Source organism: Novosphingobium sp. 550D, assembly GCF_057401885.1.
In genome coordinates this window covers 2,026,098-2,043,630 of record NZ_CM171613.1, presented here as the reverse complement: position 1 = coordinate 2,043,630, position 17,533 = coordinate 2,026,098, and the positions used below count along the sequence as shown (strand labels likewise).

Sequence of the window (17,533 nt, the reverse complement as noted above, 5' to 3'; positions counted from 1 at the left end):
AACCATATCGTGACCCAAACCCTTGACCGCAAGAGCGCGATCCTCGCCCGCAATCTCACCCTCACACTTGGCGCCAATGGCGCGGGGGGTGATGGCGCGACGTCGATCCTCAAAGGCGTCGATTTGTGGGTTCCAGAGGGACAGGTCGTGGCGCTGCTCGGCCCGTCGGGATCGGGCAAATCCTCGCTGATGGCGGTGCTTTCAGGCCTCGAACGCGCCAGCGGGGGTGAGTTATCGGTCGCGGGCGCCGATTTCATGGGATTGTCCGAGGATCAACTGGCGCTGGCCCGGCGCGGGCGGATCGGGGTGGTGCTTCAGGCGTTTCATCTGTTGCCCACGATGACGGCACAGGAAAATGTGATGACCGCGCTCGAACTGGCCGGAATTGCCGATGCCGCCACCCGCGCCGCCGAGGAATTGACCGCCGTCGGCCTTGGCCACCGCCTGCACCATTACCCAAGCCAGCTTTCGGGCGGCGAGCAGCAGCGCGTGGCCATCGCCCGCGCTTTGGCCCCTCGCCCTGCCTTGCTGTTTGCCGATGAACCGACAGGCAATCTGGACGGGGCCACAGGCGCCGCGATCATTGACCTGATCCTGTCGCGCCGTGAACAGACCGGATCGACGCTGGTCATCATCACCCATGACGAGGCCTTGGCCCAAAAGGCGCAGCGCATCATCCGCATCGCCGACGGCCGCATTGCATCCGACGAGATTGTTGCGGGCGTCATCGCGTGAACTGGTCCACCGCATGGCGCATTGCGCGGCGTGAGCTTTCCGCACGTTTCCGGGGGCTGCGCCTGTTGCTTGCATGCCTGTTTCTGGGCGTGGGCGCACTGGCGGCGATCGGCTCGCTGACCAAGGCGATCAATGAAGGGCTGGCGTCCAAGGGGCGGCAAATTCTGGGCGGCGATGTTCAGATCACCGTCTGGCAACGGCCCATGTCGGCCGCCGAACGGGGAGCCTTGGCGCGCTATGGCCGCCTCTCCGATGGTCAACGGCTTCAGGCCATGGCCAGCTTTGGCGATACATCCGCCCCGGTCCAGTTGAAGGCTGTTGATGCGCTCTGGCCTCTGGTCGGGCGGCTGGAACTGGCCGATGGACGGCGCGTGGGCGCTCCGGCGGCGGGTACGGCATGGATCGCGCGCGGGGCCGCCGAAAGGCTGGGCGTCAAGGTCGGCGAGACTTTCACCATCGCGAGCAAGCCATTGCGCGTGGGCGGGATCATCGCGGTCGAACCCGATGGTCTGGGCGAAGGTTTCGCGCTTGGCCCCACGGTGATCGTGCCGATGGGTTTTCCCGACAGTGCGGGCCTGACCGCACCGGGGGCGATGTATCGCAGCCGCTTGCGCATGGATTGCGGCGGCGCGTGTGATGCCGCCGCCATTGCCGATGATCTTGCCAAACGCTTTCCCGAAAACGGGCTGGATATCCGCACGCGGGACAAGGCTTCGCCGGGCACTGAAACATTCATTGCGCGCATGGGCGATTTCCTCGTGCTGGTCGGTCTGGCCGCGCTGTTGATTGCCGGGATCGGGATTGGCGGGGGCACGGCCTCCTATCTAGAGGCACGGCGGGGCGTCATCGCAACGCTCAAAGTCATGGGCGCGACCAGCGCGGATATTGCCCGGATCTATGTCCTGCAAATCACGGCGGCGGCGGGGGTTGGCGCTCTGGCCGGGCTGGTGGCGGGGGTGGCGGTGCTGCCTCTGGTGGTCAAGGCGCTGGCGGGTGTTTTGCCCGTGGTCGATGGCTTTGTGCTGGCGCCATGGGCGCTGGCGCGGGCGGCCATGTGGGGCCTGCTGGTGGCGCTGGTGTTCGCGGCAGGGCCTTTGCTGGCGGCGCGGACCTATCCGGCGATGGCCTTGCTGCGCGCAAGGGTTGCCCCGGTCGCGCCCAGAGGCAGTTGGCGCTGGGTTGCGGCGGGACTGGCGGGCATTGGCGGACTGGCCTTTCTGGGCGACGGTTCGCCCAAGACGACGGCGATTTTCCTGGGCGGGGCGGCGGCGGCTTTTGTTTTGCTTTCACTTCTGGGCTGGGGTCTGTCGCGCATGGCGGCGCGGTTGCCGCGCCCCAAAAGCCCGATCCTGCGTCTGGCGCTGGGCAATCTGCACCGCCCCGGCAATCAGACGGCGCGGCTGGTGACGGCGCTGGGCTTTGGCCTGACGGCTTTTGTGGTGCTGGCCGTGGTGCAAACCAGTTTGGACGCTAATATTGCCGCGTGCGTGCCGCAAAAGGCGCCCGATTATTTCGCCATCGACCTGCAACCGGGCGATGAGGCCGGTTTTCGCGCCACCGTCGAACAGGCCGCGCCGGGGGCAAAAGTCCGCACCGTGCCGACCTTGCGCGGGGCGATCCTGGCCTATGGCCCGGCAGGCGCGCAGACCCGCGTTGCCGACATGAAGGATATTCCCGAGGACGCATGGCAATTGAAGGGCGAACGCGGCCTGACCTTTGCGCAGGATGTGCCCGAGGGCAATGTCATCACCGATGGCGCATGGTGGCCCCGCAATTATCAGGGCGAACCCTTGGTGTCGGTCGATGAAAAATTGGCCAAAAGCACGGGTTTGAAGGTTGGCGACAGCGTGACCGTCGGCCTGCTGGGCGTAGAGCGGACCGCAAGGGTCGCCTCTTTGCGGCGGATCGATTGGGAAAGTTTCGGGTTTAACTATGTGCTGGTCTTTTCGCCCAATGCACTGACCGGCGCGCCCTTCAAACTGGCCGCCACGATCAGTCTGGACAAGGGGCAGCAGAATGGCTTGCTGCGCGCCCTCACCCATGCCTATCCCACGGCCTCGGTGGTCGAGGTGGGGCCGCTGCTGCGCGATGCACGCGGGCTGTTGGGGCAAATGAGCGCGGCGATCCTGTCGGCCGCGGGCGTGGCAGTGCTGGCGGGCGTGGCGGTCTTGCTGGGCGCGATTGCGGCGGCGCGGGCCTCACGCGCCTATGACAACACCATCCTGCGCGTGCTGGGGGCCAGCGGGCGGCAGTTGCTGGCGCTGTTGCTGGCCGAATATGGCGCGCTGGCCGGATTGCTGGCGCTGGTGGCGCTGGCGCTGGGTTCGGGTCTGGGCTGGCTGATCGTGGTGGAATTGTTCAGCTTCGATTTCCTGCCCGACTGGACCTATGTACTGGCCGTGCTGGGCGGCGGGCTGGTGTTGGTGCTGGCTTTTGCGCTGGGCGGGTCGCTGCCTTTGCTGCGCACCCGCCCGGCTGAAGCGCTTAGAGAGCTTTAGGTGGGCGGACTTTAACGGAAAATATCCGCCGCGCCGCGACCGCGTGGATCATTGCCATAACGGTTGCGGCCATAGGTGCCGTCGAGGCAGAAGAAGATAAACAGGATCAGCCAGCCGATAAAAGGCACAAACCACACCAGCAGCCACCAGCCCGAACGGTCAATATCATGCAGGCGCCGGACCGAGAGCGTATAGCTGGGGATCATCGTGAACAGGGCGATCAGGCCGATCAGCCCCTGTCCCAGCAGGCTGGTTTGCGTGCCCCAATAGAAATTCATGCCATTGGTATAGGACACCGGCGATCCGAAAATCGTGACGATCACCGCATCCACCGCCCATAGCATCAGGAAAAACAGCCAGAATTCCCGCCTTTGCGAACGGCCGAAAATGTCGAAATAGCGCCGCAGCGGCAGGAACATCCAATTCATCTGGCCAAGCCTTTTTCCATTTACCCAACCCGATTAACGCGCAGAGGCCGAAAAAGCGCCAACAAAAAAGCGAGGCGCATCAACGCCCCGCTTCTTTTTGTCCGGCAATCCGTTCTGACCGATCTGGCCCCTCAGAACTTGGCCAGCGCCGCCACGCCAAAGGTGCGCGGCGTGTTGACATAGCCAGAGATCGAGCCCGTCTGGGCCGGGCTGTCAAAGATCACGCTGATATAGCGGAAATTGGTCAGGTTGCGGCCCCACAGGCTGAGTTCGAACTTCTTGGAAATCTGCCACGTGGCCGAGGCGTCGATTTCCGAAACCGTGCGTTTGAACGGGCGCGCCGCGTCCAATCCGGTCTGATAGGAAATGATCGCCCCTGTCACCGGGTTTTTGGTGATAAAACCGGGCATGCCATCCTGATTTTGCACCGGCGATTCATAGTGCCAGTTGCCGCGCAGGATGATCCGCTGTTCGCCGCCGATGGGCTTATCCCACGTGGCCGACATGGTAGTGGACAGCGGCGCAATGCCCGCCGGCGTCGTGCCCGAAACATTGCCAAAGGACGAGTTCACGAAGCTGTTGTACTTGAGCTTCAGGTAAGTCACCGCCGTCGTCAGCGTCAGTTCCGGGGTGGGACGCACCGATCCTTCGAACTCGAAACCATAGACCGATTCCTTGTCCGCATTGAGCAGGTCAAAGCCGATGCCGGTAAAGATGTTCGACTGGAAATCCCGGATCGATTGATAGAAAGCGGCAAAATTGAGCGTCGCCACCGACCAGTTGGCCTTCATCCCCACTTCATAGACGGTCGATTTTTCCGGCCGGGCAAAGCGCCCGCCATAGCGCAGGTTGGTTGTGGCCAAACCGCTGGCGGCAATCGCTGCTGCATCTGACAAGGCCGGGCGGCTGTCACGCGACAGATTGATCGAGCTGGCCTTAAAGCCGGTGCCGATGCTGGCGTAGAAATTCAGGTGCTTGTTGGCCTCATAGGCCACGCGCGCGGTAAAGGACAGGTTGCCGTCATTGGTCCGCCCGCTTTCCACGCTGTTGGGCACATTAAGGAAAGGCGGCATGAATTGCAGCGCGCGCAGAGCCATCAATTGCGCCGTCTGGTTCGACACGCCCGTCACCACCGAATTATAGGCGGTGGGGTTGGCGCTGGCAAAAGCGGCAATCTGGGCCGGAGAGGCAAAGCCGCCCGGAACCGAGAGCAACCCGCCGATCGTCTGCGAAATGCCCGCATTGGTGGCCGCCGAACGCATCGCCGTCAGGTCAATGCCCGAAAAGACATCGCTCGACGACACGCCGGTCGAATAGCGCTTGTTGTCCTTGGTATAGTTCAAACCACCCGTCAGCGTCACGCGCGGGGCGATTTTCCAATCCATCTGGCCAAAGATCGAGATCGATTCATTGGCCAGATGATAAGCTTCGGAAAGACCCGTGCCCGACTTGAAAAACTGTCCGGTATATCGCGCCGGATTACCCTGCAACGTGCCGAAAGTCCCCTCCAGCGAGGCGACGTTGAGCGTATTGCTGCTGGCCCCTCGGATCAGCAGGTCGGCATAGGAACGCATTTGCGAACCATAGCGCAGGGCGCCGGTCTGGTTGATCTTTTCGTTGAAATAATAGGCGCCCAACAACAGGTTGACCTTCTCACCCAACTTGGCATTGGCGCGCAATTCCTGAGTAAAGGTGTTGATCCGGACCGTCGCGCTGTTTTCGCCCAGCAGGTCAGCCGAGGTAAAATCGCTGTCCTGATTGTTGTAATTGCTGTTGCGGCGATAGGCGGTGATCGATGTCAGCTTTACCCCGCCGATTTCATGATCAATCTGCGCCGAAAAGCCATAGTCGCGGATGCGGTTGGTCGAATTGAAATTGTTATAAACATCGCCAAAGGGGTTCGATGGCGAATTAACCCGCCCGCCCAGCGAATTAATCGCCGCCGTGCTGGACGAAGATAACAGATTGACGACCGCGCAACAGGTTTCATCGATCCGCGAATAATCCGCAATGATGCGTACCCGCGGCCCATTGTCCGGCACCCACAGCAATTGGCCACGCACGAACCAGCGGTTGCGGTTATTCGTATTCGCGCCCGTGTTGCCGTCATGCACAAAGCCGTCGCGGCGATTGTACCCGCCCGCCACGCTGACCGCGACCGTGTCGCTGAGCGGTGCTGTGTACATGCCTTTGACGATCAGGGAATTGTAATTGCCATAGGCGACTTCGGCGCTGCCGCCGGGCTTGAACTGCGGCTCCATGGTCGAGATGGAAACCACGCCCGCGCTGGCGTTCTTGCCGAACAGGGTCGATTGTGGACCGCGCAGCACTTCCACCCGCTTTACATCGGGGAAGTCGGCAATCTGGGCCGCGCTGCGCGAACGATAGACGCCGTCGATGAAGACGCCCACGCTGGGTTCGATACCGGCATTGTTGGCGCCATTGCCGAAACCGCGGATAAAGAAATTGGTCTGCGCGCTCGATTGATGGACCGCCACGCGCAAACTGGGCACCACACTGGCCAGATCCTTGATGTCGCGGATCTTGGCATGGTTGATGACATCGGCCGATGTGACCGTCACGGCCACCGGCACCTGTTGCAGCGTCTGTTCGCGCTTGGTCGCGGTGACCACGATCTCATTATTGATCGGATCTTCCTCGGCCGCGATCGCCGGCCCGGCAAAGGCCAGGGCAAGTCCGGCCCCGCCCGCCTTTAACGCCATTCGGCGTCGGGACGCCTGCGCGCTCCTTGCGCAGGTCAGAGTCGTGAAAGCATCGCCTGCGCGTTCCCCGCGCGAGAACGTAATGTGGTTCATACAAACCCGTTCCTTCCCACGAACCGCCATGCAGACAGGCCCCCCGCCCGTCATGCTGCCGGTTTCATTTTTATCATGCCAAACGTTATTACTTGTCGGCACTTTGCTCAATCCTTTAACGCTGTAGCCTTTGGTTTATCCCACAAAATCTTATCAAAAATACAAAAGCGCCCCAGATTTTCCCGAAGTGTGTCAATCTGGTCAGCATGGACACGCACTCTCGAGTCTTGCCCAAAGCCGCTGCGTAAGCTAGGGGCGCGCGCATGCTGCGGCGCAACCAAGCGCCACTCCCATAACGGGCTGACCCGCCCGCTGTTTCAGAAAGCCCTTTTGATGTCTGGCCCGCTTCCGCTTCGCAATATCGCGATCATCGCCCACGTTGACCATGGTAAGACCACCCTGGTTGACCAGCTCTTCCGCCAGTCCGGCACGTTCCGCGACAACCAGCGCGTCGAAGAACGCGCGATGGACTCCAACGACCTCGAAAAAGAGCGCGGCATCACCATCCTTGCCAAGCCGACCTCGATCGAATGGGATGGCCATGAATCGGGCCCCGTCCGCATCAACATCGTCGACACCCCGGGCCACGCCGACTTTGGCGGCGAAGTGGAACGCATCCTCTCGATGGTCGACGGCGTGATCCTGCTGGTCGACAGCTCGGAAGGCGCGATGCCGCAGACCAAGTTCGTGACCGGCAAGGCGCTGGCGCTGGGTCTCAAGCCCATCGTCGTCGTCAACAAGGTCGACCGCCCCGACCAGCGCATCCAGGAAGTGCTGGACGAAGTGTTTGACCTGTTCGTCAGCCTCGAAGCCAATGACGAACAACTTGATTTCCCTGTCCTTTACGCATCGGGCCGCAACGGTTACGCCGGTTACGACCCCGAAGCGCGCGAAGGCACGCTGGAACCCATGTTCAAGCTGATCGTCGATCACGTGCCGCCGCCGGCGCTGGACGTCGATGCGCCCTTCACCTTCCTTGCCACGCTGCTGGACCGCGACAACTTCCTTGGCCGCGTGCTGACGGGCCGCGTTCAGTCGGGCTCGATCAAGGTCAATGACCCGATCCGCGCGCTGGACATGGACGGCAATGTGATCGAAACGGGCCGCGCTTCCAAGCTGATGGCCTTCCGCGGCCTGGACCGCGTTCCCGTGGATGAAGCCAAGGCCGGCGACATCATCTCGCTGGCCGGTCTGGCGGTTGCAACCGTGGCCAACACCGTCGCCGCACCCGAAGTGGTCGAACCGATCAAGGCCCAGCCGATCGATCCGCCGACCCTGTCGATGCGCTTTGCCGTGAACGACTCGCCGCTGGCGGGCCGCGAAGGCAGCAAGGTGACGAGCCGCATGATCCGCGACCGTCTGGAACGCGAAGCCGAATCGAATGTTGCCATCCGCATCACCGAATCGGCCGACAAGGACAGCTTCGAAGTTGCCGGTCGCGGTGAACTTCAGCTGGGCGTTCTGATCGAAACCATGCGCCGCGAAGGCTTCGAACTGGGCATCAGCCGCCCCCGCGTGCTGTTCGGCACCGATGAAGACGGCAATCGCACCGAACCTTATGAAACCGTTCTGATCGACGTGGACGAAGAATTTTCGGGCACGGTCGTTGAAAAGATGGCGCTGCGTAAGGGCGAAATGACCGACATGCGCCCCTCGGGCGGTGGCAAGACGCGCATCACCTTTGTCGCGCCCTCGCGCGGCCTGATCGGCTATCACGGCGAATTCCTGTCCGACACGCGCGGCACGGGCATCATGAACCGTCTGTTCGACAAGTATGGCCCCTATAAGGGCAAGATCGAAGGCCGCCCCAATGGCGTTCTGATCTCGAACGGCGATGGTGAAGCGGTGGCCTATGCGCTCAACGCGCTGGAAGATCGCGGCGTGCTCTTCGTCTCGCCGCAGGAAAAGATCTATGAAGGCATGATCATTGGCGAAAACGCCAAGCCCGACGATCTGGAAGTCAACCCGATGAAGTCGAAGCAGCTGACGAACTTCCGTTCGACCGGCAAGGACGACGCCATCCGTCTGACCCCGCCGCGCGTGATGACGCTGGAACAGGCGATTGCCTATATCGACGACGACGAAATGGTCGAAGTGACGCCCAAGTCGATCCGTATCCGCAAGGCGATCCTGGACCCCAATGAACGCAAGAAGGCCTCGCGCAAGGCGGGCTGATCTTTCGGGATTGGTTTAAAACACGAAAGGCCGGAAGGGACGCCCCTTCCGGCCTTTTTGTTGTGGGGATAACGGATATTGGCCCCCTATCCCGAAAACACCGCCCGCCACATCATCAACCAGGCAAAGTTGTTGGCCCCTTGCGGGTCCAGCGTCCGCACGTCCAAATCGACAGAACACCGCCCCATGATCGGCGCAAAGCGCAAGGTAATCGGCACGCGTGCGGCCGGGGTGACGCCGGTGGTAAAGGCGCAAACCACTTTATCCCCGTCGCGAATGGTCATCGACACTTCGACCATGGGCGCACTCTCATGCTCCAGCGAGAGTTCGGTGGAAAAGCTGTTCTGTCCCGATGCCGGGAAATCGGCCGACAGGATGCGCAATGCCCCTGCATCACCATGGGGAGGATGCAGGAACAGACTGTCCCCCCGCATCTGGATGGTTTCCCCCACCACGCCGCCTTCAATCTTTTGCGCGTTGGACGTGCGCAGCACATCGGACAGCAACACTTCGGGCGCGGCGGTCGGCTGGGCCTTTGGCATCGCAATCGACATGGTGCCAAGTTTGGCGCACCAGCTCGTGCTGATCACATCATACAGCAGTGCGTCATAACGCGTCAGCGCCATCATCGCCTGCATTTCCGTGCGGGACAGCGTCATCACGCTGCGCTCCTTTGACGGATTGGTCATCAATCGGGGCAGGCTGCTGCCCGGATCAAGCCCAAGCGCGGCCATCACGGCAAAGACCGATTCCCGCAGCCGTTCGAACAGGATGACCCCGTCAAAGCGCCCCATGATGGCAATCGCTTCCTGCGCATCGGCGATGGTCAGCGGGCCGGTCCGTTTATCCAGAATCATACGGACCTGCGGATTATCGAACATCGTCTCAAACCCGTCGAGATCACGCGCACGCCCCGCCATCCATTCCAGCAGGCTCATGCCGGATGCCGCATCCTTGAGCGCCCGTACCCGCCCGTCGCCCGACAGCGCATCCCCCGCATAGGCCTGTATGTGGTAATAGGTGCTCAACACATGATCGATCGGGTTGCGCAGGCTGGTCAGCTTATAGGCATCGATCCCGGCCGCATCCATGGCGCGCAACACATTGGCGTGGCTCAGATGTCCCGCCAGCATGGCCGAATCGCGCATCGCATGGGAAAGATCGGCCCCGCTGTCATCCTGTTCGAATACATCCAGAGCATGCGGGCCGGGCCAGTTGTCGCGCAGCAAACGTGTGATGGACGAACCCGCGGTCTTTGGCACGTGGCAAAAGATCAGCCGCGCAAAATGCATTTTCATTGTAATTCCATGACCCTTTCAGAGCGATCCGCCCCAAAACCTGCTGCGCCTCCCTATCCCCGGCATGGCCTAGGACATTCGCTTATTCCCGCCCAGCATGATCACCTCCAAATATGAGCAAATTGCCAGCCTGCGCCCGAAGGCATGATGAACAATGGCTGCAAACTGCATCCCGATTCCGTTCAGCAAGAGAGGCGTAGAACACGAATCAACGGCAACAAGGAGCCTCAAGTAAAGGCCCCCCAAGCCAAACCCAGAGAGGTGTAACATGAGCCAGTTCACGAAGAAGACGATCACTGCGGTGGCCTTGGCCGCCAGCGCTATTGCCACATTTGCCGCCACCCCCGCGATGGCTGACCCCTATGGCCGCGGCGGATACGGTGGTCATCGCGGCGGCGGCGATGCCGTTGCGGCCGGCGTGATCGGCGGCATCATCGGTTTGGGCATTGGCGCGGCCATTGCCTCTGACCGCCCGCGCCGCCAGGTTTATGCGCCCGTTTACGCGCCGCCCCCGCCGGTCGCCTATGCTCCGGCCTATGCCCCCGCCTATGCTTATGCCCCGCCGCCGCCGGTCTATGTGGTTGAACGCAGCTGGGCATGGCGTGACGGTTATTACTGGGACCACCATGGCCGCCGCTACTTCCGCGATGGTCGTCCCTATGACGATTATGGCCGCCGCGGTTATTACGACGGTCCCCGTCGCGGCTGGTAAAGCCTGACAAATTTGGCGGGGTGTCTCCTTCCCCTTGGCACCCCGCCGCCCCCCTCTCTCCCAGAGCCCATCCATGCACCCTCTGCAGCATGGCGGGGCCAAACTTTCAGGCGCATGGCGGGCCGATAGCGCCCTTTCGGGTCATTCCCCTCGCCATGCGCCGACCTTTTGTCCCAACCTTTGTCGCGGGCCTCTCGCCAAAAGGCACTGGTTTCGCTATGGCGCGCGCGATGACTCTCCCAACAAAAACCAGTGACCTGCGCGTTGCGCTTTTCAGCGGCAATTACAACATGGTCACCGATGGCGCGAACAAGGCGCTCAACCGTCTGGTCGGCTATCTTCTGGCGCAAGGCGCGCAGGTGCGCGTCTATTCGCCCACTGTCGCGGCGCCCGCCTTTGAACCGGCCGGCGATCTGGTCAGCTTGCCCAGTTTTGCCATTCCCGGCCGGACCGAATATCGCGTGGCCACCGGCCTGCCCAAATCCGTCCGCCGCGATCTGGAAGCTTTCGCGCCCAACATCGTCCACGTATCCAGCCCCGACCCATCGGCCCATCGCGCCGTGACATGGGCGCGCAATCACGGGTTGCCGGTTTTGGGCAGCGTGCATACCCGGTTTGACACCTATCCGCGCTATTACAATCTGGCCTGGGTCGAACCCATCCTGACGGCCATTTTGCGCCGTTTCTATCGTCGGTGCGATGGATTGGTGGCCCCATCGGAATCCATGGCGCAGGTCCTGCGCGAACAGCGGATGAATTACGACATCGCGCTGTGGAGCCGGGGCGTCGATCGCCACATTTTCGACGCCAGCCGCCGCGACATGGCATGGCGCCGCAGCCTTGGCATTGCCGATGACGAAGTGGTCGTGGGCCTGTTCAGTCGCCTTGTCATGGAAAAGGGCCTCGATGTCTTTTCCGACACGATCGACCAATTGGTGGCCAAAGGCGTCAAGCACCGCGTGCTGATCGTGGGCGATGGCCCCGCGCGCGAATGGTTTGAAAACCGCCTGCCCTCCAACGCGGTCTTTGCCGGTTATCAGGCGGGCACCGACCTTGGCCGCGCAGTGGCCAGCATGGATATCCTCTTCTTCCCCTCGATCACCGAAACCTTTGGCAATGTCACGCTTGAGGCGATGGCCTGCTCGCTGCCGGTGGTCTGCGCCGAGGCGACGGGGTCGGAAAGCCTGGTCGACAATGGCCATTCGGGCCGCCTGATCCGGCCCGGCCATATCAACGCCTTTGCCCAGGCCGTGCGCGCCTATATCGAAGACCCCGCCCTGCGCGCCGCCCATGGCGCCGCCGGGGAAGCGCGCAGCCGCGATTTCTCGTGGGATCGGATCAATCAATCCGTGGCCGATACCTATCTGCGGTTGATCCGACAGAAGGCGCGGGTGGGGAAGTAAGGGTTTAGGTGCGAGGGTCTAGACCCTCGCGCTCCCGTTACTGTCTATGTTGCGCTATGGGTTTGACGTTTGGTGTCGGGCGCGCCGTTTGAATTTTAGAGCCTGCGGCGCCAATTCACTTGCGCCGCAGGCTTTCAAACATCTGGCATCAACGCAACGCCGCCAACCATCCCCACCCCATAACGGGATTGCAAAGGACCCCCGCCCTTTGCCCGCCGGAGGCACCTTAAACCTCCCGCCGGAGGCAAACCTTCCTTTTCCTTTCATTCCCTCCTACATACCCTCCATGCCCGACTTGTTTGCCGCCGACGATCCCGCGCCCACGCCCCGCGCCATCCCGACGGGCGCGATTCCCTTGGCCGAACGCCTGCGCCCGACCGGCCTTGATGAAGTCATCGGACAGGAACATCTGACCGGCCCAAACGGCGCGATTGGGCGGATGGTGGCGGCGGGCAGCCTGTCGAGCATGATCCTGTGGGGGCCGCCCGGAACGGGCAAGACCAGCATCGCGCGCCTTCTGGCTGCGGCAGTCGGCATGCGCTATGCCGCAATCAGCGCGGTCTTTTCCGGCGTTGCGGACCTGAAACGCATGTTTGCCGAGGCGGAAGGCGCGCTGGCGCTGTCGGGGCGGCGGACGCTGTTGTTCGTGGATGAAATCCACCGTTTCAACCGGGCGCAGCAGGATGGCTTCCTGCCCTATGTGGAACAGGGCGTTGTGACGCTGGTGGGGGCAACCACCGAAAACCCGTCCTTCGCCCTCAACGCCGCTTTGCTCAGCCGCGCTCAGGTGCTTATCCTTCACCGCCTTTCGCCCGATGCGTTGGGCCACCTGTTAACCCGCGCGGAAGAGGCCGAGGGTGTGCCCCTGCCCCTGACGCCCCCTGCGCGCGAGGCTCTGGTGGCCAGCGCGGATGGCGACGGGCGGTTCCTGCTGGGTCAGGCTGAGACCTTGTACAATGCGCAGATCGCCTCTCCGCTCGATCCATCCGAATTGGGCCAATTCCTGCAACGCCGCGTCGCCGTCTATGACAAAGATCGCGATGGCCATTACAACCTGATCTCGGCGCTGCACAAATCGGTGCGCGGGTCCGACCCTCAGGCGGCGCTTTATTACCTTGCGCGGATGCTGACGGCGGGCGAAGATCCGATGTATCTGCTGCGCCGCCTTGTCCGCATGGCGTCCGAGGATATCGGCCTTGCCGATCCGATGGCTTTGCAACAATGCCTTGCGGCCAAGGATGCGTTCGAATTTCTGGGCAGCCCGGAGGGCGAATTGGCCATCGCGCAGGCCTGCCTCTATCTGGCCAGCGCGCCCAAATCGAACGCGGCCTATAAGGGATGGAAAGAGGCCGCCGCCAGTGCCAAGGCCACCGGATCGCTGATGCCGCCCGCCAACATCCTGAACGCGCCGACAAAGCTGATGAAAGAGATCGGTTACGGGGCGGACTATGCCTATGACCACGACGCGCCCGATGCTTTTTCCGGCGCCAATTACTGGCCCGAAGGCATGGCGCCCCAACAATTCTATCGCCCGGTCGAGCGCGGTTTCGAGCGCGAAATCCTCAAGCGTCTGGAATGGTGGGACCGCAAAAGGCGTGAACGGGCGGGCGAGTAAATGCCGCCCCGCTTCACCCATTTCGCCGCCATCGACTGGTCCGGCGCAGCGGGAGAACGCCATAGCGGGATTGCCGTTGCGATCATGGCTCTGGATGATCCCGCCCCGCAACTTGTGCGCCCCGGCCACGTCTGGTCGCGCGGTGAAGTGCTGGAATGGCTGGTCCATGAAACGCCGCCGCACGCGCTTTTCGGCTTTGACCTTGGCCAATCGCTGCCCTTTGTCGATGCCGGTGCATTCTTTCCCGGATGGCCGGAAAGCCCGCCCGATGCACGCTCGCTTTGGGCGATGGTCGATGCACTATGTGCCTCTGATCCGCATCTGGGCGTATCGTCCTTTGTCGATCACCCGGAGATTGCCCGCCATTTCCGCCGCCATGGCAGCCGAGAAGGCGACCTGTTCGGCGGCGGTCGCGGACGTTTTCGGGCAACCGAATGGGCGCAAGGTCTGATGGGATGCGCGCCCACCAGCAATTTCAATCTGGTGGGCGCGGCGCAGGTTGGCAAAGGATCGCTGTCGGGCATGAGGCTGCTCAACCGCCTGCCCCGCGACATTGCGGTTTGGCCGATCGATCCTTTGCCCGGCGCGGGAAAGGTAGTGGTCGAAATCTATACCACCATCGCCGCCATCGCCGCAGGCCGCAGCGCCCGCAACAGCAAGATCCGCGACGCGGACGCCTTGGCCAAAGCCTTGACCGCGCTGGGTTGTACAGCCGGCGCGCTGCCAGACCGCGTCACCGACCATGCCGCCGACGCCCTGATCACGGCCGCATGGCTACGCATCCACGCCCATCGCGAAGAATTATGGCACCCATCCGCCATGAATTGCAAAATTGCGCGAACCGAGGGCTGGACCTTCGGCGCAATTTGAGGCTATGGGGCTTTCGCGCGCCAGATAGCGCCATTCATGGGCCGGATTAGCACAGCGGTAGTGCAGCGGTTTTGTAAACCGAAGGTCGGGGGTTCGATCCCCTCATCCGGCACCATGATTTCCCAAGGTTTCCGCCACTTTCCAGCATAGCCCAAAGCGCGAAACGCGCATAACGCGCCGGTTTATGGTGACACAAAGGGTGGCACAGTCTGTTCCCCGTTTGATCAGGCCGTATGCCGAAATCATTGGCTCGAACGCCTATAAGGCCTGCCCTCCGGCCGCAGCGGAAACACAGGGGGGTGGCACAAAAGGTGTCACACGTTGTGACACCTCTTTGCGCACAGATTCGCACAGTCGGTCCTGTTCCATTCTCGCTGTCTAAAACGCGCCCTATCCCCCCATAAGGCGGGATTTTCAAAATCCCGGCATATGTCTGGGAACTTGGTAATATCGGCAACAATCGCGGATTTTCTTGAGTTTTCGGGCAATATTTTCGGCAACAAGACGGCAATGGGATTGCAGCGCACAACGGGAATAACATAGTTTAATAAAATATATTTTTATCAATAATATAACACCATCAATGCAACTGTATTGCCACCATATTCCCACCATTCGGCAACATCAAAAATGGCAGATTTCTGCCGTTTTCAACGCTGCTTGCCGGGCTTGTTGCCGATATTACCCGTTTCCAGCCTGAGGGGTGGGCTCTGGCCCAAATGGATTGCGCACAGGATCGCCCCCAAATGCACAGATTTCGATGAAAAAGGCGAAAGCGAGGCGTGGGGGCGAGGGCGTTTGAGCAGGTCTTGCGTCGCGGCCTCCCCCTCTCCTGCCTCCCTCGGTCACTGGGCATGCAAAAGGGGCCGCAGCGCGCCGCCACGGCCCCTCACAGAGCGTTCGAGAGGACTTTGCCTCCCGGTGTCCTACCCGCTGATGATCAACTCCTTGGCTTGCTGTGAGCAGGCTGTACCGCCCACCGTATACCGCACACCGACCTCCTCGATCTGGAACCCGGCGAAGATCCGGCGCACTTCGGGGCGATCGTTCAACGAAAGGATGAACCGCCCACTGATCCCGCGCAGCACTTGGGCCATCTGCTCGAACTCCTCACGTCCGAACATGCCCTTGCCGTAATCGCCCTCGCATCCGTGATAGGGCGGATCGAGGTAAAACAGCGTCCCTACCCGATCATAGCGCGCGATGAACTCTGCCCAGGGCAAGCGCTCGATCACCACACCCGCGAGGCGTTCATGCGCTGCCTCGATCATCGGCCCCAGCTTCGTCACATCAAACCGCGCTGGCCGGTTCAGCGACACGCCAAACCCCCGGCCTGCCACCTTCCCCCCAAACGCAAGCCGCTGGAGATACAAAAACCGCGCCGACCGCTCCAGATCGGTCAGGCTTTCTGGCGGTAAAGCAGACAGCTTTTCAAACCCAGCCCGGCTTGTCACCTGCCAGCGCAGCATGTCCATGAAGGGCTGATAATGCCGCTGCACCACGCGGAAGAAGGTCGAGACGTCCTCGCTCCAATCGTTGATGACCTCGGCATTCGGGCGCTGATCGCGGCGAAAGAACACGCCGCCCATGCCCACAAACACCTCGGCATAGGTGGAATGCTCCAAGGCATTGATCCGCTCGACCAACCGCTTCGAAAGATTGCGCTTACCCCCGATGTAGGGCGCCAGCGGACGCACCGGCGCAACAGGCGCAAAGGGGCATTCGAGATTCGACATCATCGCATTTGTTCCATATATGTTCCCGCGCCGACTCGGCAGGCGGGATGGTCCCAAGGCGGGACCGATTGGGCCATGACGAAGATCCCTCGTCGGATTGGGCGTGCCACCGCCCCATCCCCCGCCACCCGGCGGTCGGAATATCAGGGGCGCCGCGCCCCGCCCGCCGCGCTGGCGGGTACGATGGTTCCATCCTGCTGGATCAAGCGCCCATCGGCGCAGGTCCAATCGCGGAAAGACAGCAGCGGCACCCCGAACCAATCATTCATCCGCAGCATGCGCCGGATGATCGGAATGATCTCGGTCAGGTAAAACGTGTCCAGCGCCTCGCTCACCTTGCCGAAACCACCGCTGTTTTGCGGGATGATCCCGATCAGCGGCGGCGGCATGCGATGCGCGGCCAGCATGTCGTCACGGCTGATGCCTTTGACCGCCGTGAACTCGTCATGGGCCGTAATGCTGCCGATCGGCAGGATCTGGACCCCGTCCTTCTTCCCACCCGGCGCATAGATGAGCAGGTTCTTGAAATTGCCCGCCCCCTTCGAATCGCGCATCTTGTCGGAAATGCTGTTGACGGTTTCCTGATCGAACAATTGCTCGTTGATATAGAGGATAAATCCCGCGTGGTTCCCATTGAGATAATAGCGCCGCCGGAACAGTGTGGCGTTCTCCGAGAGCAGCGCCGATTGCAGCGCCGATAGCCATTCAGGCAGGCCATAGATCTCCTGCGCCACATCGGGCTGCATCAGGTGAAACACGCGGCCCGGCGCGAACTGGTGCTCCTGCCCCAGCCCCATGTTGACGAACCAGAACGTGTCCGCCGCCACGCCCACCCGCGTATGCACCGCCGGGCTGTGCTTGGCCGCGGCGATCCGCCCAGACATGTTCGGCACGTTTTCCAGATAGGCATTGCCCATCTGTACAAAATCCAGCGCGAAACGTTCGAAATCCTCGCCGCCCAGCCAACGCGAAGCCATCATCTGCTGAACCAGCAAATTGACGCGCAGGGCCACCGCGCTGCGGTGATAGGGCGAGACGTTGAAGACTTGCGCCAGACGCCCCATTGGCAAGGGCGGCTCATACCAGCGCCCGTTGTGCCAAAGCTCGAAATAGGCCGACAGGTCGCGCCGGTCGAGAACGCTCTCCGCATCGCCAAAGGTAAAGACCTCTCCTTGCAAGGGCGCGGGCTTCCCTTCCTGCTCAATCAGGGCCACTTCTGTGGATGGTGTCTCGGTCATCAATCAGGC

General features: G+C 61.8%; 12 protein-coding genes and 1 tRNA gene. 8 read left to right on the top strand and 5 right to left on the bottom strand.

Annotation, left to right across the window (positions count from 1 at the left end; genetic code table 11):
- Nucleotides 1-9 precede the first annotated feature (9 nt).
- Both AC2S2E_RS09625 and AC2S2E_RS09620 read left to right on the top strand, forming a co-directional pair.
- A complete protein-coding gene (locus AC2S2E_RS09625) occupies nt 10-735 on the top strand; it encodes an ABC transporter ATP-binding protein (protein ID WP_486522153.1) in 726 nt (241 codons plus the stop codon).
- The gene (locus AC2S2E_RS09620; protein ID WP_486522152.1) at nt 732-3,233 is read left to right on the top strand and encodes an ABC transporter permease; all 2,502 of its coding nucleotides are present in this window, start codon (nt 732-734) and stop codon (nt 3,231-3,233) included. The genes AC2S2E_RS09625 and AC2S2E_RS09620 overlap by 4 nt, the downstream gene beginning before the upstream one ends.
- 11 nt (nt 3,234-3,244) lie before the next feature.
- On the opposite strand, the gene AC2S2E_RS09615 is transcribed toward AC2S2E_RS09620, so the two are convergent.
- Both AC2S2E_RS09615 and AC2S2E_RS09610 read right to left on the bottom strand, forming a co-directional pair.
- Nucleotides 3,245-3,661 carry a DUF805 domain-containing protein gene (locus AC2S2E_RS09615; RefSeq protein WP_476102725.1) on the bottom strand — a complete coding sequence of 139 codons (417 nt, stop codon included), beginning with the start codon at nt 3,659-3,661 and terminating at the stop codon, nt 3,245-3,247.
- Between the two features lie 131 nt (nt 3,662-3,792).
- Nucleotides 3,793-6,477: a TonB-dependent receptor gene (locus AC2S2E_RS09610; RefSeq protein WP_486522151.1), complete on the bottom strand. Its 2,685-nt coding sequence runs from the start codon at nt 6,475-6,477 to the stop codon at nt 3,793-3,795.
- 333 nt (nt 6,478-6,810) lie between these two features.
- Here AC2S2E_RS09610 and typA point away from each other — a divergent pair, with 333 nt between their 5' ends.
- Nucleotides 6,811-8,652, top strand: coding sequence for a translational GTPase TypA (gene typA, locus AC2S2E_RS09605; protein WP_476102729.1), 1,842 nt, complete (start codon nt 6,811-6,813; stop codon nt 8,650-8,652).
- An 86-nt stretch (nt 8,653-8,738) separates the two neighbouring features.
- Here the strand turns inward: typA and AC2S2E_RS09600 are convergent, their stop codons facing one another.
- Entirely contained in the window at nt 8,739-9,950 is a 1,212-nt protein-coding gene (locus tag AC2S2E_RS09600; protein ID WP_476102731.1) for a sulfotransferase family 2 domain-containing protein, read from the bottom strand.
- Nucleotides 9,951-10,218: 268 nt separating this feature from the next.
- On the opposite strand from AC2S2E_RS09600, the gene AC2S2E_RS09595 reads away from it, so the two are divergent.
- The 5 genes from AC2S2E_RS09595 (at nt 10,219) to AC2S2E_RS09575 (ending at nt 14,665) form a co-directional block, all read left to right on the top strand.
- Nucleotides 10,219-10,662, top strand: coding sequence for a hypothetical protein (locus tag AC2S2E_RS09595; protein ID WP_476102733.1), 444 nt, complete (start codon nt 10,219-10,221; stop codon nt 10,660-10,662).
- 230 nt (nt 10,663-10,892) lie between these two features.
- Entirely contained in the window at nt 10,893-12,065 is a 1,173-nt protein-coding gene (locus tag AC2S2E_RS09590) for a glycosyltransferase family 4 protein (protein ID WP_486522149.1), read from the top strand.
- Nucleotides 12,066-12,351: 286 nt separating this feature from the next.
- Nucleotides 12,352-13,680 (top strand): replication-associated recombination protein A, encoded by a 1,329-nt coding sequence (locus AC2S2E_RS09585; protein WP_486522148.1) that lies wholly within the window; start codon nt 12,352-12,354, stop codon nt 13,678-13,680.
- The gene (locus AC2S2E_RS09580; RefSeq protein ID WP_486522147.1) at nt 13,681-14,550 is read left to right on the top strand and encodes a hypothetical protein; all 870 of its coding nucleotides are present in this window, start codon (nt 13,681-13,683) and stop codon (nt 14,548-14,550) included.
- A 40-nt stretch (nt 14,551-14,590) separates the two neighbouring features.
- Nucleotides 14,591-14,665: transfer RNA gene (locus tag AC2S2E_RS09575), tRNA-Thr, on the top strand.
- Nucleotides 14,666-15,476: 811 nt separating this feature from the next.
- Here AC2S2E_RS09575 and AC2S2E_RS09570 read toward each other — a convergent pair.
- A complete protein-coding gene (locus AC2S2E_RS09570) occupies nt 15,477-16,289 on the bottom strand; it encodes a DNA adenine methylase (protein ID WP_486522146.1) in 813 nt (270 codons plus the stop codon).
- Nucleotides 16,290-16,429: 140 nt separating this feature from the next.
- Complete coding sequence (locus tag AC2S2E_RS09565) at nt 16,430-17,524, bottom strand: phage portal protein (protein WP_486522145.1); 1,095 nt, start codon at nt 17,522-17,524, stop codon at nt 16,430-16,432.
- Nucleotides 17,525-17,533: the final 9 nt, after the last annotated feature.

Coding starts and splice junctions, on each gene's coding strand:
- AC2S2E_RS09615 (WP_476102725.1), bottom strand. CDS start 3,661: ATGAATTGGATGTTCCTGCCGCTGCGGCGCTATTTCGACATTTTCGGC.
- AC2S2E_RS09610 (WP_486522151.1), bottom strand. CDS start 6,477: ATGAACCACATTACGTTCTCGCGCGGGGAACGCGCAGGCGATGCTTTC.
- typA (WP_476102729.1), top strand. CDS start 6,811: ATGTCTGGCCCGCTTCCGCTTCGCAATATCGCGATCATCGCCCACGTT.
- AC2S2E_RS09600 (WP_476102731.1), bottom strand. CDS start 9,950: ATGAAAATGCATTTTGCGCGGCTGATCTTTTGCCACGTGCCAAAGACC.
- AC2S2E_RS09595 (WP_476102733.1), top strand. CDS start 10,219: ATGAGCCAGTTCACGAAGAAGACGATCACTGCGGTGGCCTTGGCCGCC.
- AC2S2E_RS09590 (WP_486522149.1), top strand. CDS start 10,893: ATGACTCTCCCAACAAAAACCAGTGACCTGCGCGTTGCGCTTTTCAGC.
- AC2S2E_RS09585 (WP_486522148.1), top strand. CDS start 12,352: ATGCCCGACTTGTTTGCCGCCGACGATCCCGCGCCCACGCCCCGCGCC.
- AC2S2E_RS09580 (WP_486522147.1), top strand. CDS start 13,681: ATGCCGCCCCGCTTCACCCATTTCGCCGCCATCGACTGGTCCGGCGCA.
- AC2S2E_RS09570 (WP_486522146.1), bottom strand. CDS start 16,289: ATGATGTCGAATCTCGAATGCCCCTTTGCGCCTGTTGCGCCGGTGCGT.
- AC2S2E_RS09565 (WP_486522145.1), bottom strand. CDS start 17,524: ATGACCGAGACACCATCCACAGAAGTGGCCCTGATTGAGCAGGAAGGG.